Raw genomic sequence first — 24305 nt, forward strand, 5'->3', positions numbered from 1 at the left:
CGGGCACGCCACACAGAGTCAGAAAGACAGAGGATCGCAGTGACCACAGCGGAACTGACCCAGTGGAACTCCGAGGAAGCGCTCGCCGAAGCGATGATCCCGATCATCGGCGGCCTGCACCGCAGGCACTCGGTGACCATTCTGCTTCACAGCCGCTCGCTGGTGAACAAGTCGGTCATCAGCATCCTGCGCACCCACCGCTTCGCCAGGCAGATCCGTGGTGACGAGCTGTCCGTCGAGGAGACGTTCCCGTTTCTCGAGGCGCTGACCGAGCTCGACCTGCGCCCGTCGAAGATCGACCTCGGCCTGCTGGTGTCGGCCTACCGCGCCACCGGCAACGGCGGCTCGATCCCCGAGTTCGTCGCGCAGAGCCTCGCCGACCTGGTCGGCGGCGCCAAGACGAGCCCCGCGCAGCCGCAGGACGTGGTGCTCTACGGCTTCGGGCGCATCGGCCGTCTCGTCGCCCGCCTGCTCATCGAGAAGGCGGGCTCCGGCAACGGCCTCAACCTGCGCGCCGTCGTGGTCCGCAAGGGCGGCGAGGACGACCTGGTCAAGCGCGCCTCGCTGCTGCGCCGCGACTCCGTGCACGGGCAGTTCAACGGCACGATCAAGGTCGACGCCGAGAACAGCGCACTGATCGCCAACGGCAACGTCATCAAGTTCATCTACAGCAACGACCCGACCGCCGTCGACTACACCGAGTACGGCATCGAGAACGCGATCCTGATCGACAACACCGGCATCTGGCGGGACCGCGACGGCCTGTCGAAGCACCTGCGCCCCGGCATCGCGAAGGTGGTGCTCACCGCGCCCGGCAAGGGCGACGTCCCGAACATCGTGCACGGCGTCAACCACCGCGGCGTCAGCCTGGACGAGACGATCGTGTCCTGCGCGTCCTGCACCACCAACGCGATCGTGCCGCCGCTGAAGACGATGGACGACGCGTTCGGGGTGTCCCGCGGTCACGTCGAGACGGTGCACTCGTTCACCAACGACCAGAACCTGCTGGACAACTACCACAAGGCCGACCGCCGCGGCCGTTCGGCGCCGACCAACCTGGTGCTCACCGAGACCGGTGCCGCCTCGGCCGTCGCGAAGGCGCTGCCGGACCTGAAGGCCAAGATCACCGGCAACTCGATCCGCGTCCCCACGCCGGACGTGTCCATCGCGATCCTGCACCTGCAGCTGAACCGCGAGACCACCAAGGAGGAGGTGCTCGAGCGGCTGCGGCAGGAGTCGCTGACCGGCGCGCTGAGCCGCAACCTCGACTACACCGCCGCCACCGACGCCGTCTCCAGCGACTTCATCGGCTCCCGCGCGGCGTCGATCGTCGACGCGAACGCGACGATCGTCGAGGGCGACACCGCGATCCTCTACGTCTGGTACGACAACGAGTTCGGCTACTCCTGCCAGGTCGTGCGCACCGTGCAGTACCTGTCCGGTGTCGAGTACCCGATCTACCCCGAGGTCGACGCCGCCGCGCTGGCGCCCACCGCGGGCTGACACCGCACCGCAGCACCGGAACGCACGCCGCCCGTCGGGGCGGCGTGCGTTTTCCGTTGCGGCCGGCGCCGTGGGGTTCGGGTGACCTAGTGCGCGGCGGCGTCCTTGTTCCGCTTCGGAATCAGGTGCATCACCAGGACGAGGATCGCGCCGACGATCAGTCCGACGACGGCGGAGGTCACGGTGCCCGCGGTCCAGGACAGCACCCCGCCGAACCCGCCGTGCACGAGCCCGCCGAACCAGTGCTCGACGTCGTGGAGGCGGTCGGCGGGCCAGTGGAACCCGGCCTCGCCGACGTTGACGAGCAGGATGTGGCCGCCGACCCACAGCATCGCGGCGATCCCGACGACGGTGAGCACCGACATCACCTTCGGCATTGCGGCGACGAGGCCGCGGCCGACCCGCTGACTGAACGCGGACCTGCGCTGCGCGAGCGCGAGGCCCATGTCGTCCATCTTCACGATCACCGCGACCACGCCGTACACCAGCGCGGTGATGAGGAACGCGACGACGATCAGCACCATCAGTCGGGTGACGAACGGTTCGTCCTCCACCGACGACAGCGAGATCACCATGATCTCGGCGGACAGGATCAGGTCGGTACGGATCGCGCCGCTGACCATCGTCTTCTCGTGCTCGGGCCCGGCGAGGGCGGCGGGGGCATCGGTTTCCTCGCCGTGGTGGCCGCCGGTGAGCGCCTCGTAGACCTTCTCGGCGCCCTCGTAGCAGAGGAACCCGCCACCGGCGATCAGCAGATAGGGCAGCGCCTGCGGCAGGAACTGGCTCAGGATCATCGCCACCGGGAGGATGATCAGCAGCTTGTTGCGGATCGACCCGATCGCGATCTTGCGGATGATCGGCAGCTCCCGCTTCGGGGAGAAGCCGTGCACGTAGCGGGGCGTCACCGCGGTGTCGTCGACGACCACGCCCGCCGCCTTGATGCTGGCCTTGCCCGCCGCCGCCCCGATGTCGTCGATGGACGCCGCCGCCACCTTCGCGATCGCCGCGACGTCGTCCAGCAGGGCGACGAGACCACCAGCCACGGGAACCTCCAAGTCGAATGGGCCGATCCGGTCGACGCCGGTACCGAACCCGACGCCATCGATATCCAACCACCGAACGGGCGGTTGCCGGGACCCGCTCCCGCGCGACGCCCCGGCAACCGCCGGTTCACGGGACGCCGCCGACCGCGGGCGGACGGTCAGAGCGCGTCGTCGGAGATCCCGCTCGTGTACGTGTCGACGTCGCCGACCGCGCCGGGGATGTCGGCGCCGGTGGCGTACGCGTCCTGGTCGCCGTCGTTGTCGCTGTCGACGGTGTAGAGGTCGAAGTCGCCGTCCCCGTCGGTGTCGATCATCGTCGCGTCGGTGACCGCGTCGGCGTCGCTGTCCAGGATGACGGTGTCGACCTGACCGTCGCGGTCGGTGTCCATCAGGATGGTGTCCGGCAGCCCGTCACCGTCGGTGTCGAGGCGGGTCTCGGTGACCACGCCGTCCTCGTAGGAGTCCTGGCGCACCGGCTGCCCGGTGTTGTCGTCGAGGTAGGTGGCGAGGTCGATGACGCCGTCGCCGTCCAGGTCCTGCCGCACCGGGCCCGCGTCGGCCTGGGCCGGGGCCGGGGCGGCGGAGCCCGTGCCGGCCGCCGAGGAGGAGGCGGTCTCGGTGGTGTCGGTGGCGGTGGTGGCCCCGGTCGCGGAGGTGGCCGAGGCAGAGGAGGCGGCGGAGGTCGAGGTGTCGGCGGGTGCCGTGTCGAGGTTGACCTCGGCGTTGACGCTGTTCGCGGACAGGATCTCCTCCTGCTCGGCCTCCGCCCGCGCCTCCATCGCGTCGAGCTTCTCGTTCACCGTCATCGTGGGGTCGTCGGCGATGGCGGCCATGTCGCTCTCGTACTCGGCGACGTCGGCGTCGGTGTATGCGTCGTTGCTGCTCATCGTGTCGTCCTTTGCGTCGGCTGGCGTGTCGGTTCCGCTTACGGACATTCGATGCACCGGCGGGGCGGAAAGGTTCCCGGTGGCTCGAGGTTTTTTCGCGGCGCGCGGCGGCGGCACCTTTCGGCGCCGATGGCGCATGCTGGAGAGGACCGCATTCTCCGAGCGCACGAGGGGTCGACATGGGGTTCTACGCGAATCAGGTCGTGCCGCGGCTGGTCGACGTGAGCTGTGGGATGTCGCTGACCGGACCCGCACGGGAACGGGTGTGCGCCGGGCTGCGGGGCCGGGTCATCGAGATCGGGTTCGGGTCCGGGCTCAACGTCCGCTACTACCCGGACGCCGTCGACTCCGTCAGCGCGGTCGAACCCGCCGACGTGGGCTGGAAGCTGGCGGCGCCGCGGCGCGCGGCGTCGCGGGTTCCGATCGAGCGGTCCGGCCTGGACGGGCAGGCGTTGCCGTTCCCCGACGACGTGTTCGACACCGCGCTGTCCACGTGGACGATGTGCACGATCCCGGACGCGGTCGCCGCGCTGCGCGAGCTGCGGCGGGTCCTCGCCCCCGGAGGGACGCTGCACTTCGTCGAGCACGGCCTCGCACCGGACGAGAAGGTGCGGCGCTGGCAGCGTCGATTCGAGCCGATCCAGAAGACCGTCGCCGGCGGCTGCCACCTCACCCGCGACATCCCCGCCCTGGTGCGGGCGGCGGGGTTCGAGATTCGGGACCTCGACTCCTTCTATCAGGAGGGCGCCCCGAAGATCATGGGGGCGCTGTCGCTCGGCGTTGCCAGGTAGCCGTCCTGCCCGAAGAATTTCTCGGGGCGGTGTCGATCCGCGGCCTTCTCGTTCGACGTCCCGGATGAGAGGGTCGATGCGCGACCCGACGACGAAGGAGCCCGACAATGCGGTACATGCTGATTATGCGCGCGACCGACGAGGCGATCGCGGCATCGAAGGACATCCCGTTCGAGCAGATCATCGAGGACATGGGCCGGTACAACGAGTCCATGATGAAGGCGGGTGTGCTGCTCGGCGGGGAGGGCCTGACCGAGGCGGAGGAGGGCTGCGTCGTCGATTTCAGCTCCGATCCGCCGCTGGTCACCGACGGCCCGTACGGCGAGACGAAGGAACTGTTCAACGGCTACTGGATCCTGGACGTCGCGTCCAGGGAGGAGGCTGTCGAGTGGGCGCGGCGCGCGCCGCTCGGCGCCGGCTCGAAACTGGAGATCCGCCGGGTGCACGGACCCGAGGACTTCCCGCAGGACAACGAGTGGGTGCAGAAGGAAGAGGGCTGGCGCGAGGAACTGGAGACCCGCAACGGCTGACCCGTGCCCGACCCCGCCGCGCGGCGCCGCCCGGACCCCGCCGAGTCCGCGCGACGGATCCGGTCGACGTGCCGTGGGACCCCGACCGGATCGATGACGACGTGCTGCGGCTGGTGTTCGTCTCGTGCCATCCGGTGCTGTCCAGGGAGGCGCGAGTGGCGTTGACCCTCAAGGTGGTCGGCGGCCTGTCCAGCGACGAGATCGCGCGTGCGTTCCTGGTCCCGACGTCGACGGTGCAGCAGCGGATCGTCCGCGCCAAGAAGACCCTTGCCGCGGCCCTTGGCCGGCTGGACCGGCCCGCGGAGGCACGCGCCGAGTTCGAGTCGGCGGCCCGGCTCACCGGCAACGAGCGGGAACGAAAACTGTTGCTGAACCGGGCCGCACACCTGACCGACGAACCGTGACGGGCGCCGTCCTGCCGCGCGCGCCACCGTCCGCTGTGTAACGCTTGCCGTCGACGCGGCGACACCCCTGACATGACGTGACGTGAGCGCACGGCACCGGGATGGTCTGCGCGTCGTCCGAGAGCGACGGATTGAGGAGCGGGACATGACTCTTCGCGGCTACTTCGCGCGGCATCGCCTCATCTCGATGGTGGCGGCACCGGCCGCCCTCGGTGTCGCGGTCGCCGCGACGGCCTGGGTGGCGTACGCACCGCCCGCCACGATCGACACCGAACTGACGGCGTCCACCACGGAATGCCACGACATGGTGACCGTGTCCATCGCTGGCCGCAACGACACCCCGCCGGACACCGTTCCCCGCCTCGTCGACGAGAACGGAAAGCCGTTGCCCGCGGCGCTGTCCGACGACTACAGCAGCCACTGGGTCGACCCGGTCGCCAACGCGCCCGGTGTCGTCAACACGCTCAAGCCGGGCTCCTACGCCAACCTCTACATCGCGTACCCCGCGAACATGGACAGCTACGAGCAGGCCGTCACCACCGGCGTCGACAACACCCAGCAGGTGATGCGGAAGATCCGCGAGGCCTGCCCGAACACCCGCTTCTCCGTCGTCGGCTACAGCGAGGGCGCCGACGTCGCCCGGCGGGTCGCGCAGAACATCGGCCACCAGGACGGCACCGACGGGTACGCGATCGTCGACCCCGCGAACGTGGTCGGGGTGGTGATCCTCGCCGACGCGGGCCGCGCGCTCGGGCAGGGACCGTTCCCCGGCGCGAAGAACCCCTTCCGCAATCCCGACGGCTTCGACACGCCCTACCAGACCGGGGAGAACACGGCGGGCGGCGCCGGTGCGGTCACCGGCATCGGGGGCGACGACTTCGGCGCCCTCGGCGGCAAGATCGCCGCGTTCTGCTCCGACGGCGACCTCACCTGCGCGGTGCCGGAGAACATCTCGCTGCTGCAACTGGTGGTGAACGTCGGCAGGCAGATGAACATCGACTCCCTGGAGAAGGACGGCCTGACCGCGGACAACGGCATCGGCGTCGCGATGGTGCTCGGCCGCATCGCCTCCGACGCGTTCGCGGTGATCCAGTCCACGCCCGGCTGGATGCAGTCCGACCAGACCTTCATGGACGTGCTGCTGGAGGTGTCGGATCCGGCGTACGACCCGACCGCGGTCGGCACCGCCGCGTTGCCGGTCACCCCGGTCGCCGACTCCATTGAGACCGAGAGCATGTCGCCGCTGGCGTACCTGCCGAGAAAGTTCTTCAACGAGGTCGTGAACCTGATCGTCACCAACCAGAACACGATCCCGGTGGTGCTCAGCGACCCGTATCAGCTGACCCTCGGCCCCGACACCGGCCACCACTTCGACTACTGGCGGGACACCGCCGACGGCAAGCCGCTTTCGTCCGCCGAGTACGCGGCCCAATGGCTCACCCGGCTCGCGGAGGACGCGCGGGACGGCATCCCGCTGCCCACCACGACGACGGTGGCCCCGACCACCACGACCTCCACCACGTCGACGACCGGCACCTCGACAACCACAACGACGGCCGACCCGACCACACGGCCGGGCACCGAGCCGCCCGTCGACCCGGGTACCGAGCCGCCCGTCGACCCGGACGCGAACGCGGACGCGGACGCGCGGATGCTCGCCGAGCCGGGCGCCGCCGCGCCGGCACCGGCACCCGCACCCGTCGACACCCGATCCCCGGCGGTGACGACGGACGTCGCCGAGCCGACCACCCCGGTGCAGGACCCGCCGTCGTCCACGGTGGCGCCGACCACCACCGCGGCCCCGACCAGCACCGCCGCGCCGAGCAGTTCGGCGGGGAGCGCCCCCGGCGCCGCGTGAGCTGCGCCTCACCGGCCGTCGCGGATTCGGGGATCGGCCCGCATCTTTCCTAACCTGAACGGTTGTGACGGGCAGCGGGGGACATCAGCGGACGGCGGTCGTCGACCTGCCGCTCCCCACCCCGGCCTCCCCGTGGTCGGCGATGGTGTCGGTGCCGCGGCGGGGCCGCCGCTGGCCGGGCGTGGTGCGCGGCGGGGTCGCGGTCGCGCTCCCCGGACTGGTCGGCGTCGCGGCCGGTGCGGGCGCGGTGTCCGCGATCGCCACCCTCGGCGCGTTCGCCGTCGTCTACGGCGAGACCCGGCCGTACCGGGTGCGGTGGCGGGTTGTCGGGCTGATCGGCGTGGTCCTCGTTGCCCTCGCCGGGATCGGTGCGGCCGTCGGGTCGGTGGTGTCCGCCGCTGACGGTTCCGCGTTGTCGCCGATGCTGATCGTGCTCGTGATGACGGCGGTGGTGGCCTGCTGCGCGTTCGTCGTCGATGCGCTGCGGCTCGGCGCACCCGGCGCGTTCCTGATGGTGCTGACGCTGGAGATCGCGTCGGTGCTGCCCGCGGCGGGGGTCACCGTCGCCGCCGTCGTTGCCTGGACGGCGATCGGTGCGGGCACCGCGCTGGTGATTGCGATGGCCGGCGCCCCGGTGCGCCCGCGGACCCCCGAGCGGGCTGCGGTCGCCGCCGCGGTCGCCGCCGTCGACGCGGTGCTCCGGGACAACTCGCCCACCCATCGGCGGGCGGTGGTGCACGACCTGCACGTGGCGTGGCAGTGCCTGCACGACGCCGGGCTGGTGACGCCGGGGCATCCGCTGACCGAGGCGCTGCGGGGCGCGCACCTGCGGTGCGCGGCGGTCCTGCACGGCGTCGACCACGACGAGGCCGCGCCGGAGGACGACCTGCAGCCGCAGATCCCGCTGCGCAGGCCGTCGATCCGGTACCGGCTGGCGCGGGCCGCGCATCCCCGCGGCCGGTCGATGACGATCGTGGTCCGGTTGCTCGTCGCGTGCCCAACCGCCGGCGCGATCGCCGTGGTGGCCGGGGTCGGGCGACCGGACTGGGCGGTGATCACGGCCGCGATGATCCTGCACCAGGGCCCGGACCGGATCCTCGGCACGTACCGGGCCGCGCACCGGTTCCTCGGCACCCTGATCGGCCTCGCGGTGCTCGCCGGCCTGGCACTGTTCGACCTGCACGGCGCCGCCCTGGTCGTCGCCCTCGCGCTGTCGATGGCCGGGATCGAGGCGTACCTGGTGCGCAACTACGGGCTCGCGATGGTGTTCATCACCCCGCTCGCGATGATCCTCGGCGGGCTCGGCGCGCCGGGCGACCTGGTCGCGGTGTCCCGGGACCGCTTCCTCGAGACCGTGATCGGCGTCGTCGCCGCGGTCGCGGTGCTGTGGTGCGTGCTGCCCCGCGCGCACCGCCGGATCCTGTCCGACGCGGACCTGCAGGTGGCGGACACCATCGCCCGGATCACCCACACCGGCGACGCAGACAGACTGGCGGAACTGCGGCGGGACCTCGAGTTCGACCTGCACGCCTCGACGTCCGCGGCGATCACCGCCGCGCACTCCGACCCGGCGTGGACGCGCGAGCGCTGGCCCGAGCACCGCCGCCTGCACGAGTTCGGCTACCGGATCCTCACCGCGCCACCACCGCAATGACCGGACACCTGTCCACCCGCATGTCTAGGCTGATGCCTGAACCATGTCGCCGGACGAGAGTAGGTGTGTGCAGGTGAAGACCAAGGGCGCGCTGATCTGGGAGTTCAACCAGCCGTGGTCGATCGAGGAGATCGAGATCGGTGACCCGCACCGGGGTGAGGTCAAGGTGCAGATGGAGGCGTCGGGGATGTGCCACTCCGACCACCATCTGGTCACCGGGGGCATTCCGATGGGAGGCTTCCCGGTGCTGGGCGGCCACGAGGGTGCGGGCATCGTGACCGAGGTCGGGGAGGGCGTCGAGGACATCGCGCCCGGCGACCACGTCGTGCTGTCGTTCATCCCGTCGTGCGGCAAGTGCCCGTCCTGCCAGGCCGGGCTGCGCAACCTCTGCGACCTGGGGGCGTACCTGCTCGGCGGCGCCTCGGTCAGTGACGGCTCGTTCCGCGTCACGGCCAAGGGGCAGAACGTCTTTCCGATGACGCTGCTCGGCACCTTCTCGCCGTACCTGGTGGTGCACCAGAGTTCGGTGGTGAAGATCGACCCGTCGATCCCGTTCGAGGTGGCCTGCCTCGTCGGGTGCGGCGTCACCACCGGATACGGGTCGGCGACCCACACCGCGCAGGTCAGGCCGGGGGAGGACGTCACGATCGTCGGGATCGGCGGCGTCGGGATCTCGGCACTGCAGGGCGCGGTGAACTCCGGCGCCCGCTACGTGTTCGCGATCGACCCCGTCGAGTGGAAGCGGGAGCAGGCGTTGAAGTTCGGTGCCACGCATGCCTTCCCGTCCGTCGACGAGGCGGCCGGTGCGATCGCGGAGATCACCGCGGGCGGCATGTCGAAGAAGACGATCGTCACCGTCGGCGAGGTGCACGGCGAGGACGTCGACCTGTGGATGGGCATCACCGCGAAGGCGGGCACCGTGGTGCTGACCGCGATGGGCAGCCTCGTCGACAACCAGGTCACGCTGAACCTGTCGATGCTGACGCTGCTGCAGAAGAACCTGCAGGGCACCGTCTTCGGCGGCGCCAACCCGCACTACGACATCCCGCACCTGCTGTCGATGTACAAGGCGGGCAAGCTCAACCTCGACGACATGGTCACCCGGCAGTACCGGCTCGAGCAGATCAACGACGGCTACCGGGACATGCTGGAGGGACGCAACATTCGCGGGATCATCCGCTACACCGACGCGGATCGCTGACCGGGTCGGGTGCCGCCGCGCCGGTGGGCGGCACCCGGGCGGGGCGGATCACCCGTTCCTGCCGTCCCCGTCCTCCAGTTCGCGGATGCGCCGGGCGGCCTGCTCGAGTCGCTTCCTGCGCGCCTTGGCGTCGGACTCCTTCAGCTTCTCGTACACCTCCTCGTCGTCGTCGCTGTAGTTCAGGATCATCCGCGGCACGCTCAGGGTGACGATCAGGGACGGCCACACCAGCCAGGCGTAGTCCCAGTCGACGACGATCTGCAGGACCAGGAACGTGACCAGGGTGATGCCGATGATGACCCAGTCGAGCGATTCGACGATGCCGCCGCGGGAGCGCAGCGAGGTGAGTTCGGCCTCGGCCGCCGCCGCGGGACTGCTGTCGCGGATCGCGGGGGCGTCGTCGAACGGCACCTTCCGCACCCGGCCGTCGACGGCGGCCAGCGGCATCCCGCCCGGAAGCCCCTGGAATGCTCCGCCGAGCGCGCCGACGGTCCGCGCCTCGGCGATCACCCCCGAGCGCTCGTAGAACTCGGCGCTGTCCAGCCGGCCGTCGGCGTAGTGCCTGCTAATGGCGTCGAGCGCGTGCATCCGTTCGTCGTCGCTGAGCAGCAGGTCGGGGTCGGGCTCGGTGGGCATGGCGGCGGCGCTTTCTTGAGGAGGCTTCCGGACCGGTGTCGCTGCCGAGTCTAGGGGTGCGGGTCCGCCCCGCCGGGCAGGTGCGGCGGGCGCGGAGACAGCGCCGCCCGGCAGGCGTGCTCGAGTTCGACGACGACCGCGTCCAGCGGTCCCGACCCGCCCTGCGCCTGCGCCACGATCACTGCGCCCTCGAGGGAGCTGATGATCAGCACCGCGAGCGAGCGGGCCCGGCCGGGGGCGACGCCCTCGGCGACCAGCTTCCCGGTGATCGCCGCGCACCAGGTGTCGAAGGCGACCCCGGCGATCTCCCTGGCCCCCGGTTCGGTGCCCAACGCCGCCGCCGCGATCGGGCACCCCGACACGTAGTCGCTGGTCTGCAGGCGGCGCCCCCAGATGTCGACCAGGGTGCGGATCGTCCCGACGGTGTCGTTGGCGGCCAGGATCCGGCCGATGCTGGCGTCGAGCTGCTCGGCGGCGGACCGGGTCGCGTCCTCGATCAGTTGCGCCTTGCCGCGCGGGAAGTGGTGATAGATCGAGCCGCGGGGGGCGCCGCTGCGGGCGAGAACATCGGCGAACGAGGTTGCCGCGACGCCCCGTTCGCGCATCAGGGCCACCGCGCTGCCGATCATCGCCGCCCGGGGTCCGGCTGTCGGGTCCTGTCGCCTCGGCACTGCTCGCCCTTCCACTCGAATCACTTCTATGTAGAGTGTCATACATAGTTGCCGATCGCCAGGAGATTGACGTGACCCGGACCGCCACCCCGACCCATCAGCTGGACGCCGCACTCGACCTCATCGCCGAGGCCGACGGCAGGTTCACCGGGCGCACCACCGCCGAGTACGCCAACATGGTCGGCCCGTTCGGCGGCGTCACCGCGGCCACCCTGCTCGCCGCGGTGCTGCGGCACCCGGAACGGCTCGGTGATCCCGTCTCGCTGACCGTCAACTTCGCCGGGCCCGTTGCGGACGGGGAGTTCTCGATCGACGCGCGCCCGAGCCGGACGAACAGGTCGACCCAGCACTGGTCGATCGAGATGACCCAGGGCGGCGACGTCGTCACCACCGCGACGGCGGTGTTCGCGGTCCGCCGCGACACCTGGTCCGCCACCGAGATCGAGCCGCCCGCCGTGCCGCCCGCCGCCGAGGTCGAACCCTCCACCGCCGCATCCGCGTTCACCCGCTGGGTCGGCAACTACGAGATGCGGTTCGTCGAGGGCGGACTCGACTCGTTCGGCACCGAACGGGCGCAATCGACGTCGACGCTGTGGATCCGCGACGAGCCCGCGCGCCCGCTGGACTTCCCCGCGCTCACCGCGCTGTGCGATTCGTTCTTCCCTCGCGTGTTCCTTCGCCTCGGCCAGCCGTGCCCGATCGGCACCGTCTCGCTGACCGTGTACTTCCACGCCGACCAGGCCACCCTCGCCGCGCACGGTACGGACTCGGTGCTCGCCACCGCCCGTGCCCAGCGCTTCGGCAAGGGCTACTTCGACCAGTCGGGCGCCCTGTGGGGGTCGGCTGGCGCGCTGCTGGCCACCACCCACCAGGTGGTGTACTACAAGGCCTGACCCCGGCCCCGAACACGCCGATGCCCGGCGTCCCGTCGGGGACGCCGGGCATCCGGCATAACGTGTCAGGCCAGCTTGGCCAGCAGATCGGCGCGCTGGCGCGCACCGAGGCCCGCGACGCGGCGGGTCTCGGCGATGCCGACGGACTCCGCGATGTCGCGGGCCTTCACCTTGCCGACCTTCGGCAGGGATTCGAGCAGGTACAGCACCTTCGTCTTGCCGACGAGTTCGTCGGACTCGGCCTTGTCGAGCACCTCGACGAGGGTGACCTTGCCGGACTTGAGGTCCTCCCTCAGTTCGGCCCGTGCCTTCCGGGACGCTGCCGCCTTTTCGAGGGCGGCGGCGCGCTGTTCGGGGGTCAGGGTGGGCAATGCCATGAGATGTGCCTTTCTCGCGGTTCCCGGGGGAGAAACCCAGGCTAGAGCGGCGACGACCGTGAATCACGGTACCGCGCTCCCCGCGTGTCGTCACCGGGTCGCCGCGCGCCCGCCCCGCGTCACCGGGGTCTCTAGCTGCGCGAACGCCGCCGTCCCTGGCGATCGCCGATCAGCGGCCGAACAGGGACCGCAGGAAGCCGCCGCTCGACGCGGTGGGGTGCTCGCAGGTGCAGCGCCGGTCGGTGGGGACGTGGCGCATCACCTCGTCCACGTGGTTGCCGCAGCCCTTCCAGGTCGTCTTGCCGCAGGTCGTGCAGGGGGTGGGTTGGCACATGATGGGTCCTCTCGGTCGGCACTTCCGGCTCCCAATATACCCATAGGGGTATACCGCGCCCCGGTGTCCGCATGATGAGTCAGGAACGAGGCGAACTGGGCGCGATCCATCGGACGCCGGGCCCGCGCTTGGGACCATTCGGATCCTTGACCGCGCGTCCCGACTGGCGCAGAGAGGTCAACAGGCCGGTGACCTCCCGGCCGTCGGCGCCGGTGGCGACGACGTCACGATTGGTAACCACCTCCCCTGCGCGCAGGCGCTCCTCGATCCATTCCTGGACCGACACGGCGGCAACGTCCGTCGCCAGCGCTCCACCAAGCGCCCTCCGCGCCGCCGAGGTCAGTACCCATTCGTCACCACGTTCGGTGAGGGTCTGTACGACACCGACCTCGTTGAGCCACTCCATGATCTGTGTTGCTTCGGCGGTGCCGGTTTGTGTCTGGGCGCAGACCTGCCGGAGCGTCATCAGTGGTGCACGCGAGAGGTACCGAAGCACGATGAGAGTGTTGACGGCGTCAATAGTCTCGGATCCGAACCGGCCTCGCAGGACAGCCAGGCCCGCTACGAAGGCGGTGTCGGGATCGCATCCAGGGCCACGCGGACGGCGCGGGGGCAGGTGTTGTCCTGCGGCACAGGCTACCGACAAACCCGAGAGTTGTTGGAAAGCTATTGCAACAACTCTCCAACAACTAGGTCCTTCGCAGGGCATGCCGCGCCCCGCTCGGGCGGGGGACAGGGGACGGAAACCGCAGGTCGGCGAGCGGGGAACGGGTAGTTCCCGAGTTGTGGAGGGTTCTTCATTACTCGGCCTGGCAGGATCGATCGGGTGAGCACCGCGAACCTGACCCGTGCCGAGACCGCAGCCCGTGCCGCCGCGATCACCGTCCGTTCCTACCGGGTCGAGCTGGACCTGACGTCCGCGCCCGACGCCGGCGTCCCCGGCTTCCCGACCGTCACCACCGTGGAGTTCGATGCCGCCGCCGACGCGACCTGGCTCGACTTTCTCGGCGGCTCGGTGCAGGCGGTCACCGTCAACGGCGTGTCGGCCGACGTCGACTACGACGGCGCCCGCATCGCGCTGCGCGGGTTGGCCGCATCCAACACCGTCGAGGTCCGCGGGACCGCCGTCTACAGCCGGTCGGGGGAGGGGCTGCACCGGTTTGTCGACCCCGTCGACGGGCAGACATACCTGTACAGCCAGTACGAGCCCGCCGACGCCCGCCGCGTCTTCGCCTGCTTCGAGCAGCCGAACATGAAGGCGCCGTTCACCTTCGCGGTGACCGCGCCGCTCGGCTGGGAGGTGATCTCCAACCGTCCGGCGGAAACCAGGGAGGAGACGGGCGACCGCCAGCGCGTGGAATTCTCTCCGACGCTGCCGATCTCGACGTACCTCACCGCGATTGTCGCCGGGCCGTACCACCGCGTCGACTCGTCGTGGACCTCCGGCGATCTCACGGTCCCGCTGGGTGTGCTGTGCCGCGCGTCGCTGGCACAGCACCTCGACGCCGACACCATCCTCGAGGTGACCGGGCAGGGCCTCGACTTCTTTCACGATCAGTTCGAATTCCCTTACCCGTGGGGCAAATACGACCAGGTCTTTGTTCCCGAGTACAACCTCGGTGCGATGGAGAACCCGGGGTGCGTCACGTTCACCGAGGCCTACGTCTTCCGCGGTGCTGCCACCGCCGCCCAGTACGAGGCCCGCGCGAACACGATCCTCCACGAGATGGCGCACATGTGGTTCGGCGATCTCGTCACGATGCAGTGGTGGGACGACCTGTGGCTCAAGGAATCCTTCGCCGACTACATGGGTGCGCTCGCGAGCGCGGAGGCCACCGAGTGGACCGACGCCTGGGTGGCGTTCGCGAACCGCCGCAAGGCGTGGGCGTACTCGCAGGACCAGCTGCCGACCACGCACCCGATCGTCGCGGACATCGTCGACCTGGAGGCCGCGAAGCTGAACTTCGACGGCATCACCTACGCGAAGGGCGCGAGCGTGCTCAAGCAGCTCGTCGCCCACGTCGGACGGGACGCCTTCTTCGCCGCGTCCCGCCGCTACTTCCGCGACCACGCCTACGGCAACACCACCCTCGCCGACCTGCTGGAAGCGCTGTCGGCCGAGTCCGGGCGCGACCTGCAGGCGTGGGCGGACGCATGGTTGCGGACCAGTGGCGTCTCCACCATCACCCTGGAGCGGCGTCGCAAGCGCTACGAGATCGTGCAGACCGATCCGCGGCCGCACACCCTCGGTGTCGGCCTGTACGACTTCGACGAGTCCGGCGCGCTGGTGCGCACCGAACTCCTGGCCGTCGACCTCGCGGGCCCGCGCACCCCGATCGACCTCACCGAGACGCCGCTGGTGTTGCTCAACGACGGCGACCAGACCTACGCGAAGGTCCGGCTCGGTGGGTTCTCGGTCCGCACCGTCGAGGCGTCGCTGAACCGGATCGTTGATCCGCTGGCCCGCGGGCTGGTGTGGTCCGCGCTGTGGAACGCCACTCGCGACGGGGAGCTCGACCCGCACCGCTACCTCGCGACCGCGCGCCGCTTCGCTCCCACCGAACCGAACATGGCGTTGCTGACCGCGACGACGGCCAACGCGGCGTTCGCGATCGGTCACTATGTTCCCGACGGGGACCGTGCCGCCGCGCGCCGCGAATGGCTCGACACCTGTTGGGCCGCACTGCACTCCGCGGCCGCCGAGTCGGACTCGCTGCTGGTGCTGGCGCGGGCGACGGCCGCAGCAGCGGTGACCGACGACACGTATGCCGGGGAGATCCGCGCGATGCTCGACGGCACCGCCCCGGCGCCCGACGGGCTCGCCCTCGATCCCGACCTGCGCTGGTCGCTGTGGACCGCGCTCGCCGCGACCGGGCACGCCGATGCGGCGGACCTCGACTCCGAACTCGCCTGCGACGACACCGCATCCGGGCGCACCGCCCACCGGCGCGCGCTGGCCGCCCGACCGGACGCCGCCGTCAAGGCGGCCGCCGTGACGGCCGCGCTGACCGACACCACGCTGACCAACGACCACCTGGACGCGACCATCGCCGGCTTCCGGGCGGGGGAGCGGCGGGACCTGATCGCGGACCACGACGACCGCTACTTCGCCGTGCTCGCCGACGTCTGGGCGGAGCGGAGCATCGAGATCGCCCGACGCATCGTCGTCGGGCTCTTCCCTGCCGCCGACACCCTCGACGCGGTGGACGGCTGGCTCGACGCCAACGCCGCCGCGCCAGCCGCGCTGCGCCGACTCGTCGTCGAGCAGCGCGATCACCTCGCGCGGGACCTGCGGGTGCGGGCGCGGTCCTGGTGACCTGGAGCGGCTGGTGATGCGGAGTGCAGCGAGGGGAGTGCGGATGCCGGAGACCGTGCGGCGGGTCGACGCCGCGGAGCGGCGGGCCCGGTTGGCCCGCCGACATCACCTGGCGCCGGGGGAGCGGGCCGCGACGGTGACCGACGCGGCCCGCGGCCTGGTGTGCCTGCACGCCACCGACCCGGCCACCGTCTACCTGTCCGCGCGGGCCCGGGTGGACGGGATGACGGTCGGTGACCTGGATCGGGCGCTGTACGAGGAGCGGTCGCTGGTCCGGCACCTCGCGATGCGCCGCACCCAATTCGTCTTCCCGCGCGAGACGCTGCCCGCCGCGCAGGCCGGGGCGAGCGGCCGGGTCGCCGACCGGGAACGCCGCAGCCTCGTCCGCGATGTGGAGAAGGCGGGGCTGTTCGGCGACGGCGCCCGATGGTTGGACGAGGCGGGTGCCGCGGTGCTCGGCGCGCTCGCCGACGGCGCCGGGCCGGTGTCCTACCGCGAGCTCAAGGCGGCGATTCCGGTGCTCGCCGGGGCCATCGTGCACGGGGAGGGCAAGAGCTGGGGCGGGAAGATGTCGATCGGGCCGCGCGTCCTGACCGTGCTGTCCGCGGAGGGCCTCGTCGTGCGCGCCGGCAACGACGGGTCCTGGTGGACGTCCCGAAACCGCTGGGCAACAACGGAATCGTGGCTCGGGTCGCGGATCGCGTCGGTCCCCGAGGGGGACGGCACCGCGCGCCTGGTCGCCGAATGGCTGCGCGCGTTCGGGCCGGGCACCGAGGCCGACCTGAAGTGGTGGCTGGGTTCGACCCTGACGGCCGTGCGGCAGGCGCTGTCGGTGCTGGACGTCGCCCGGGTGGACCTCGACGGCGGGGTGGGCTACCTGCTCGCGGACGACCTGGCGCCCGTCGGGGCGGTCGAGCCGTGGGCCGCGCTGCTGCCGGGTCTGGACCCGACGACGATGGGGTGGCGCGAGCGCGACTGGTACCTGGGGTCCTACCAGCAGCCGCTGTTCGACAGTGTCGGCAACGCCGGACCCACCGCGTGGTGGGACGGGCGGATCGTCGGCGGCTGGTGGCAGGACGAGGCGGGTCGGGTGGTGGTGCACCTGCTCGAGGACGTCGGAGTCGAGGCCGAGCGGGCGCTCGCCGCGGAGGCCGACGCGCTCACCGAATGGCTGGGCGGGGTCCGGGTGATGCTGCGCTTCCCGTCCCCGCTGTCCAAGCAGTTCGCCTGACCGGCTGCCGTTCCGGGCATCGGCGGTGCCCGGAACGGCGGCGTGCTACCGCGCGTCCTGGTCGGCCTTGGTCAGGATCAGGTACTGCGCCGAGATCTGCCGGTAGACGTCGGTGCGGTCATCGAGGCCGCTTGCCTCCCCGATGTAGCGGCCCACCTGGACCGAGCAGGAGTATTGGTCGGCGCTCTGCGTGGTCTTGGTCAGGCAGCTGGCATTCGGCAGGCCCGCCGGGCTGGGGATCGTCGTCCACCCGTTGGACCGGCTCAGGCCGTCGAATTCGGTGAGCATCGCGGCGGCGTCGTCCGGGGTCGACGCCCGGTACACCGTCGTCTTGTAGATCGCGTTGTGCTCGGAGCCGTGCTTGGACAGGGTCCGGTACATCTCGGCGGGGGAGGCGTAGAAGTGCGACATGCCGCGCGGGCCGTACACGCCGCGGTCCGCGTCGCCGGCAGGCGCGTCCGCCGCCGCCGGGATCGCATAGATCAGGATGTCGTTCTGGTCGACCTCCAGCTGGGGGCGCTCGCCACCGTTCTGGGACCGGGTGGGGGTCCGCGGGAACCGGTCGATCAGCGGTCCCTGCAGCTCCACGATGCGGGCGAGGGTCGCTTCCACCTCGTCGGCCCGGTCCTGCGGCGCGCTCGCCCAGGAGTAGAGGACGTACTCGCCGTGCGGGGTGAACGCCGCGAGCTCGACCTCGCCGGCCACCGCGGTGCTGCTGATGCCGTGCGAGTCCGGCAGGCCGGGGATGTCCACGGCCGTGCTCCCCGGGCGCGCCGCGGACGCCTCGGCCATCTGCCCGGCCGCGGCGGCGGCGGCCGCCGGGTCGATGTACCGCATCACCAGGTTCGTCAGGGCCCGTTCGGTCCCGGCCCGATCGCCAGCGGTCGAGGTCCGCGCCGAGGTGACGAAGCCGTAGATCGCGGACGAGGCGTTCGCGGGGACCTCGTAGACGCTCTCGTCGAGGGTGCCCTTGAGCATCTTGTAGTTGCGGACCACGAACGTCGGGAGGGTCGGATCGTTGAACTCCGGGTCGACCTCCCACGGGGCGACGACGAACTCGGCCATCCGCTGACCGTCGACCGGCGCCACCTCCTCCGGGGTCGCGTTGCCGAACGCGGGAGCCGGGTCGGTGGGGTAGTCGCCGGTGTCCAGCGCCGCCGGATCCACCTCGGCCGTTGCGGTCTCGGCGGTCGCGGTGGTCTCCTCCGACTGCGGGTCCGTCGCCTCGGTGCCTCCGCATCCGGCGACCGCCCCGACGGTCACGGCCGCCGCCACGATCAGCTTGCATCCTCGAAGTCGCACTGCGCTGTCCCCTCTGGGTGTCGATGTCCACCCGGCCGGGTGGTTGGGTCTCGCACGTTGGATGCGGCCGGGCGGCGAAATGTTCCCGGCGGCCGCGGTCAGCGCGCTAGCGCCCACGTCCGGGCCCCCTCGGAACGGCCGTTAGTGTAAGTGCGCAGCTGGCAGCCGGGCGGACGAGGGGGAATCGTGGGTGGTGTCGACTCCGCTCCAACGCCGGAGCGTGTGGCGGAGGTTGTTGCCGCGGCGGGGAAGGTGCTCCGCGCGTACGGCCTCGACGAGCTCGCCGACCTCGCAACGAGGAAGAACGACCCGGACCGGCAGCACCGGACGGTGGTCGTCGTCGGCGAGGTCAACCGCGGCAAAAGCTCGCTGGTCAACGCGCTGGTGGGGCGGCGGAACCTGTGCCCGGTCGGCGTGGACACCACCTCGTCGGTCACGGTGAGCGTCGTCCCCGACGTCGACGGCGAGGACGGGACGGCGACGCTGCTGACCCCCGGCGGGGCACGGCGGATCCCGGTCGCCGAGTTGGATCGGTGGGTGACCGTGGACGGTGCGGGGGTCCGCGATCCCGACGCGGAGTCGCTGCCCACCGCGGCGGTGGTGCCACTGGCCGGGCATGCGCTCGGCGACGTCTCCGTCATCGACACCCCCGGCGTCGGTGGCCTCGAACCCGGCCTGGCGGCGTTGGCGACCCAGACCTCCGCGCAGGCGTGCGTGCTGGTGCTGGTGTGTGATGCGTCCAGCCCGCTGACGGCGCCGGAGATGGCCTTCGCGAGGGAGGCGGCCGCGTCCGTCGACGCGTTGGTGGTCGCGGTGACGAAGACCGACAAGAACCTGCGCCGCTGGCGGCCGATCGTCGCCGAGAACGAGCGGCTGCTGCGCGAACACCTGCAGCGGGCGGTGCCCGTCATCGGGGTGTCCAGCCTGCGGGGTGTCCTCGCCGCCGACGACCCCGACCCGGCACGACGCGCGCACCTCGAGCAGGTCAGCGGAATCGGCTTGCTGCGCAGCGAGATCCATCACCGTCTCGCCGCCGCGTCGGCCCTGCCCGCCGCCGACGCGCTGCGCACCGCATTGGAGGGGCTGCGCACTGTCGCGACCCGGGTGGACGGCGAGTTGGCCGCGGTCGACGATGCGGCCGACCGGTTGCCCGGTCTCACCGCCGAACGCGACCGGCTGACCGAACTGGAGGAGCATTCCCGGCAGTGGGAGCAGTACCTCGCGCGGGACATCACCCTGGTGCGCCAGCAGTCCGCCGACGATCTCGACCGCCGACTCGACGAAATCCGCGACAAGTGGACGACATACGTGAATTCGCATGGCATGCAGGTGTTGCGGCGCAGCCCACAGAAATTTGTCGCCGACATGCAGGCCGACCTGCAGGCGGCGATGGCCGAGACGCTCGCCGGTTTCCTGCAGCGGCTGCACGCGGAGGTGTACCAGCCGCGGCTCGGCGATGACCCGGTGCTGTGGGAGGACCTGTGCGGCCGGATCGTCGACTCCATGCGGGACCGGACGATCGAGTCGCATCAGGTGGCGAGCCGTCGGCAGGGTCTGATCGACCCGGCGCTGCTGACGATGGGCGTGGTGGGGTCGTCGACGCTCGGCGGCCTGATCGGGCTGTCCGCGGTTGTCGGAATCGGTGCGGTGGTCGGGACGGTGTGGGTGGGGGTGAACCTGGGGCACCGCGCGATCCGGTCGGGGAAGGCGAACCTGCTGACCTGGCTGCGGGAAACGATCGGCACCACCAAGGTCACCGTCGGCAGGCTGCTGGACGGCGCGGTCGCGCAGGCACGGCCGGAGATCGTGATCGGCTATCGCAGCCACCTGCGCCGCACCCTGGAGGACCTGCGTCGGACCATCAGCACCGCCGAGCAGGCCGCCTCCTCGGACGAGGCGAGCCGCACGAAAACCCGTGAGCGGCTGCAGAACAACCGCCGGATCGTCGGCAAGCGGATCACCGAACTCGAGGAACTGCTTGCCCAGTCGCCGGTCGGGGCGGTGACCCGATGACGCGGGCGGGCCACGACCCGGTGCACGCGGTCGTGGACGACGGGCTGCGCAGGCTCGCCGCGCTCGGCGGGGATCTCGCCGACCACGCGAACGGTCTCGGCGCGATCCTCTGGTCGCCGCCGCGGGTGGTGATCGTCGGCCGGCTCAAGGCCGGGAAGTCGACGCTCGTGAACGCGCTGATCGGGGCGCCGGTCGCGGAAACCGCCGCGCTGGAGGCGACGAAGGTCGTCACCATCTACCAGGACGGGGCACCGTCCCGGGCCGAGGTGGTCGGACTCGACGGGGTGCGCCGCCCGGTCGCGGTGTCACCCGGCGCCGAGATGGCGTTGCCGATCCCGGCCGCCGAGGTCGGGCACGTGCACCGATGGCTGCCGTCGGCGGCGATCCGGGACGTGACCCTGATCGACACGCCGGGGCTGGCGACGCTGACCACGCCGAACGAGGCGGCGACCCGCCGCGCGCTGATCGACGGTGTCGACCAGACCAGGACCGCCTCCGTCGACGCGGACGCCGCGGTGTTCCTGTTCGACGCGACGCCGCGCGCCGACGAGCTCGAGTTCCTCCGGACGCTGCCGTTCACGCCGCTGAACGTCCTCGGAGTGCTCTCCCGGGCCGACGGATTCGGGGAAGGTGCCCTCGGGCAACAGGATCCACTGGTGCTGGCGAGGTCGCATGCGGCGGAGCTGGGGCGACGACTTGCCAGAACGGCGACGGCGGTGACGCCGATCTCGGGGTTGATGGCGCAGACGGCGTATACCGGCGCGCTCACCGAGCGGGACGCACAGTTGCTCGCGGGCCTTGCCCCGTACCACCCGCTGGACCTGGTGGACCTGCTCGACTCCGACGACCCGGCCCCGCTGACCCCCGCGGACCGGGACCGACTGCTCGACCTGCTCGGTGAGTACGGCATCCTGCACGGCCGCGGCGTCGCCCGGTCGGGCGCCGCCGCGCTGGGGGCGTGGCTGGCGGAGCGTTCCGGTGTGGAGGACCTGCGGCGGCTGATGCACGCCTCGATCGGGCGGGTCGCGGTGTGGCACAGGGCGGGACGGATCCTCGACCGCCTCGACCGGCTCGCGTATCAGCATCCGGCGCGGGACCAGATCCGCACCATCGCCCACCAGATGCGGTCGGCGCCCGCGCTGCGGCAGGTGACCCTGCTCGAGGATCTCGCGCGGCTGCTCCAGGTCGATCCCGAGTCGCCGCTGGTCGACGAGGTGCGTGACCTGTTGGCTGGCGACACCGCCTGCGGCAGGCTCGGGTTGGCCGCCGATGCCGACCCGGCGCTGATCCGGGCGACCGCCCAGCAGCGCCTCGCCGACGCCCAGCAGCGGGCCGCGTTCTCCACCCAGTCTGCGGCGGAGGACACCGCGCTGGTGACGGTCATCGCCGCCTACCAGGACATGCTCTCGGCCCGCTGAGGATCCGAACGGATCCTCAGCGGGCCGAGAGGGAATCGGGTGTCAGCCCGCGGGCGCGGGTGCCGGAACCAGTGCCTCCGCGGGTGCCGGAGCAGGTGCCTCGGCGGGGGCGGGCGCCTGCGGGGCGGACCCCGCGACCGGTGCTGCGACGTCGGCGGCCGCGCCGTTGTACGCCCGGAGCACGGTCGTCACCACGCCGGTGACCTCGTTGAAGATCAGCGACCCCTTCTCAAACTCGGCCCGCATGCCGTCCGGCACCGCGTACTCGTCGCTGATCGGGAGGCCGAGCGTGCCCGCGTCGAGCCCGCTCTGCTGCCACGTCTCGTAAATCTTGCCGAGCACCGTCCACACCCCGCCGTTCGGTGACGTCGCGATCACCCCGTTCGCGAACTTCACCAGCAGGTTGCCCGCCTTGGCAGGCAACTCCCCGGTCAGCGCGGCGCCGAGCCGTCCGGTGTCGCCGCCCTCCGCGATCCACTTCTGCGCGATCGGGGACTGATCCGTCAGCTTCAGGATCTCGTCGACGAGGGCGACGACCGAGTCGGCCGATCCGGTGTCGAAGGGCAGGGCACCGCCCGAGGCCGGGGGAGCGGGCGGGGCCGCGTCCGGTGCCGGGTTGGCGGGCGCAGCGGCGAGGACACCCGACCCGCTCGAGGAGCCACCGTCCGGGTTGGCCTTCGCGATGGCCCGGATCTCGTTCATCTTCGTGTACGCGGAGTCGCCGGGGCAGCTGGTGTTGCCGACGTCGCGGTGCGCGAAGATGATCGGCAGGTCGACCGCCGCGCCCTGCGGGTACGGCGTGAACTCGGTGCCCTCCGACCACATCGTGGTGCGCCCCTGCGGGTCCAGGCCCGCCTTGGCGAGCCGCCAGCCGAGGAACCGGCCGACCGCGTCGACGGTCGCCTGCGGCGGGCTGACCGTGGAGAAGTCGCCCATCATTGCGATGCCCATGGTGTTCTCGTTGAATCCGCCCGCGTGCGCACCCTGGACGTTGCGATCCAGGCCGCCCGCCCGGCCCTCGAAGATCTGGCCGTACTTGTCGACCAGCACGTTGTATCCGACGTCGCACCAGCCGAGGGTCTGCGCGTGGTACGCGTAGATCGAACGGACGATCCCCGCCGACTCGGCGCGGGTGTAGTCGTTGCTGCCCGCGGTGTGGTGCACCGTCGCGCCGCCGAGGCTGTCGTCGTAGGTCGGGCCGTCGCAGCGCAGCGACTCATCGGCCCCCCACTGGGCGCGGGTGATCACTCGCGGGCCGGACCCGCCGACCGAGGTCGCGATGTCGGACAGCGACGCGTCCGCGTCCCCCGATCCCGGCTGGATGAGGACGGCGGTGACCGCGTCCGCCAACGCCTGCGCCGGGTCCTGCGCGCGCAGCGGGGTGCTGACAGCGGCCGGGGCGAATGCGATCGGGTCCTTCGACGGGTCGGTCGGGGTCAGCACGTTCGGCCGTGCGGGATCGGCGGGCTGCGCTACCCCGGCGGGGGCCGCGTCGGCGGATCCGCTCGGCGTCCCGGCGACCGCCTCCGCGGCCTTGGTGACCAGCACCTGCACCGCGGTCGTGTCACCGACGTACACCGGCTCGGTCCCGGTCTTTCCGCCCGCCGCCCGATCGTTCTTGCCGGTCTCGAGCTGCTCGGTCGCGAACCACGGACCCCACGAGCCGTCGGCAAGCCGGGCCCGGACCTTGGCCGCGGTCGCGCCGAGCTCGGAGGTCAGCGCGATCATGCTGAACGGGGTGTCGCGGACGATCTCCTTGACCGCGGTGCCGAGCTCCTCCGCTGGCGCGGGGGCGCCGTTCTCCGCTGGCGCGGGGGCGACCGGTTCGGCGACGTCCGACGGCGCCGACGGCAGCAGCTCGGTCGGCAGGGTGATGGTCTCCGGGAGGGTGATGCCCTCGGGCAGCGGCAGGCCCTGCGGGACGGCGATCTCCGACGGGAGTGGCAGCTTCTTCAGGTCGGACAGGCGCAGGTCGGGCAGATCGAGCCCGGTCAGTTCCTTCACCGGAACGACGATGTCGGGGATCTGGGCGAGTGCGATCTCGGCGATCTGGGTTGGGACCGCGACCGGCGACGAGTCGCTGGTCGAGCGGATGCCCGACGTACTGGACACGCCCCAAACCGCGAACGGGGCGGCGATGGCCACGGCGGCGACCGTCCCCAGGACGATCGACGACTTCGGTCGACGGTGCGGCAAAACGGCTCCCTCGGTTGCTACTGGCGTGTGCGGTCTGCGCCGGCTGC

At 71.3% G+C, this 24305-nt stretch carries 20 protein-coding genes and 1 pseudogene; 12 read left to right on the plus strand and 9 right to left on the minus strand.

Translation table 11 applies throughout. The features are described from left to right. Positions 1–39: 39 nt before the first annotated feature. Complete coding sequence (locus ACFWPA_RS05625) at positions 40–1503, plus strand: glyceraldehyde-3-phosphate dehydrogenase (RefSeq protein WP_378569806.1); 1464 nt, start codon at positions 40–42, stop codon at positions 1501–1503. An 86-nt stretch (positions 1504–1589) separates the two neighbouring features. On the opposite strand, the gene ACFWPA_RS05630 is transcribed toward ACFWPA_RS05625, so the two are convergent. Next, complete coding sequence (locus ACFWPA_RS05630) at positions 1590–2546, minus strand: DUF808 domain-containing protein (protein ID WP_378569807.1); 957 nt, start codon at positions 2544–2546, stop codon at positions 1590–1592. A 158-nt stretch (positions 2547–2704) separates the two neighbouring features. Then, entirely contained in the window at positions 2705–3433 is a 729-nt protein-coding gene (locus tag ACFWPA_RS05635; RefSeq protein WP_378507577.1) for a hypothetical protein, read from the minus strand. 179 nt (positions 3434–3612) lie between these two features. Here ACFWPA_RS05635 and ACFWPA_RS05640 point away from each other — a divergent pair, with 179 nt between their 5' ends. The 6 genes and pseudogenes from ACFWPA_RS05640 to ACFWPA_RS05665 all read left to right on the plus strand — a co-directional run bounded on the left by ACFWPA_RS05640 (position 3613) and on the right by ACFWPA_RS05665 (position 9871). Further along, on the plus strand, positions 3613–4224 hold the full coding sequence (locus ACFWPA_RS05640) for a class I SAM-dependent methyltransferase (protein WP_378507578.1): 612 nt from the start codon (positions 3613–3615) through the stop codon (positions 4222–4224). 107 nt (positions 4225–4331) lie between these two features. Beyond that, a complete protein-coding gene (locus tag ACFWPA_RS05645) occupies positions 4332–4754 on the plus strand; it encodes a YciI family protein (protein WP_378507579.1) in 423 nt (140 codons plus the stop codon). Positions 4755–4819: 65 nt separating this feature from the next. Next, positions 4820–5062: pseudogene (locus tag ACFWPA_RS05650) on the plus strand (sigma factor-like helix-turn-helix DNA-binding protein); the annotation flags it as partial. A gap of 241 nt (positions 5063–5303) precedes the next feature. Beyond that, positions 5304–7016, plus strand: a complete 1713-nt coding sequence (locus ACFWPA_RS05655; protein WP_378507580.1) for a cutinase family protein — start codon at positions 5304–5306, stop codon at positions 7014–7016. A 142-nt stretch (positions 7017–7158) separates the two neighbouring features. Continuing rightward, positions 7159–8670 carry an FUSC family protein gene (locus ACFWPA_RS05660; protein WP_378507736.1) on the plus strand — a complete coding sequence of 504 codons (1512 nt, stop codon included), beginning with the start codon at positions 7159–7161 and terminating at the stop codon, positions 8668–8670. A 73-nt stretch (positions 8671–8743) separates the two neighbouring features. Continuing rightward, on the plus strand, positions 8744–9871 hold the full coding sequence (locus tag ACFWPA_RS05665; protein ID WP_378507581.1) for an NDMA-dependent alcohol dehydrogenase: 1128 nt from the start codon (positions 8744–8746) through the stop codon (positions 9869–9871). A 48-nt stretch (positions 9872–9919) separates the two neighbouring features. On the opposite strand, the gene ACFWPA_RS05670 is transcribed toward ACFWPA_RS05665, so the two are convergent. Together ACFWPA_RS05670 and ACFWPA_RS05675 are read right to left on the minus strand one after the other, a co-directional pair. Then, positions 9920–10507, minus strand: coding sequence for a DUF1707 domain-containing protein (locus tag ACFWPA_RS05670; RefSeq protein WP_378507582.1), 588 nt, complete (start codon positions 10505–10507; stop codon positions 9920–9922). Between the two features lie 50 nt (positions 10508–10557). Further along, entirely contained in the window at positions 10558–11178 is a 621-nt protein-coding gene (locus tag ACFWPA_RS05675) for a TetR/AcrR family transcriptional regulator (RefSeq protein ID WP_378507583.1), read from the minus strand. Positions 11179–11249: 71 nt separating this feature from the next. On the opposite strand from ACFWPA_RS05675, the gene ACFWPA_RS05680 reads away from it, so the two are divergent. Then, positions 11250–12071 (plus strand): acyl-CoA thioesterase, encoded by an 822-nt coding sequence (locus ACFWPA_RS05680; protein WP_378507584.1) that lies wholly within the window; start codon positions 11250–11252, stop codon positions 12069–12071. Between the two features lie 65 nt (positions 12072–12136). Here the strand turns inward: ACFWPA_RS05680 and mihF are convergent, their stop codons facing one another. From mihF to ACFWPA_RS05695, 3 genes are all read right to left on the minus strand, one after another. Further along, positions 12137–12448, minus strand: coding sequence for an integration host factor, actinobacterial type (gene mihF / locus ACFWPA_RS05685; protein WP_378507585.1), 312 nt, complete (start codon positions 12446–12448; stop codon positions 12137–12139). A 169-nt stretch (positions 12449–12617) separates the two neighbouring features. Then, positions 12618–12782, minus strand: a complete 165-nt coding sequence (locus ACFWPA_RS05690) for a hypothetical protein (protein WP_378507586.1) — start codon at positions 12780–12782, stop codon at positions 12618–12620. A 79-nt stretch (positions 12783–12861) separates the two neighbouring features. Next, positions 12862–13278: a hypothetical protein gene (locus tag ACFWPA_RS05695; RefSeq protein WP_378507587.1), complete on the minus strand. Its 417-nt coding sequence runs from the start codon at positions 13276–13278 to the stop codon at positions 12862–12864. 330 nt (positions 13279–13608) lie between these two features. On the opposite strand from ACFWPA_RS05695, the gene pepN reads away from it, so the two are divergent. Continuing rightward, positions 13609–16098: an aminopeptidase N gene (gene pepN / locus ACFWPA_RS05700; protein ID WP_378569808.1), complete on the plus strand. Its 2490-nt coding sequence runs from the start codon at positions 13609–13611 to the stop codon at positions 16096–16098. Positions 16099–16141: 43 nt separating this feature from the next. Continuing rightward, entirely contained in the window at positions 16142–17329 is a 1188-nt protein-coding gene (locus tag ACFWPA_RS05705; RefSeq protein ID WP_378569809.1) for a winged helix DNA-binding domain-containing protein, read from the plus strand. A 45-nt stretch (positions 17330–17374) separates the two neighbouring features. Here the strand turns inward: ACFWPA_RS05705 and ACFWPA_RS05710 are convergent, their stop codons facing one another. Continuing rightward, the gene (locus ACFWPA_RS05710; protein WP_378507590.1) at positions 17375–18631 is read right to left on the minus strand and encodes a hypothetical protein; all 1257 of its coding nucleotides are present in this window, start codon (positions 18629–18631) and stop codon (positions 17375–17377) included. A gap of 222 nt (positions 18632–18853) precedes the next feature. Between ACFWPA_RS05710 and ACFWPA_RS05715 the strand changes: the two genes are divergently transcribed. Together ACFWPA_RS05715 and ACFWPA_RS05720 are read left to right on the plus strand one after the other, a co-directional pair. Further along, complete coding sequence (locus ACFWPA_RS05715) at positions 18854–20644, plus strand: dynamin family protein (RefSeq protein ID WP_378569810.1); 1791 nt, start codon at positions 18854–18856, stop codon at positions 20642–20644. Then, entirely contained in the window at positions 20641–22062 is a 1422-nt protein-coding gene (locus ACFWPA_RS05720; protein ID WP_378569811.1) for a GTPase, read from the plus strand. Before ACFWPA_RS05715 ends, ACFWPA_RS05720 begins: the two co-directional genes overlap by 4 nt. Before the next feature lie 42 nt (positions 22063–22104). On the opposite strand, the gene ACFWPA_RS05725 is transcribed toward ACFWPA_RS05720, so the two are convergent. Then, complete coding sequence (locus ACFWPA_RS05725; RefSeq protein WP_378569812.1) at positions 22105–24258, minus strand: N-acetylmuramoyl-L-alanine amidase; 2154 nt, start codon at positions 24256–24258, stop codon at positions 22105–22107. Positions 24259–24305: the final 47 nt, after the last annotated feature.

The sequence above is a fragment of the Rhodococcus sp. NPDC058505 genome (assembly GCF_042720095.1).
GTDB lineage: Bacteria > Actinomycetota > Actinomycetes > Mycobacteriales > Mycobacteriaceae > Rhodococcus_G.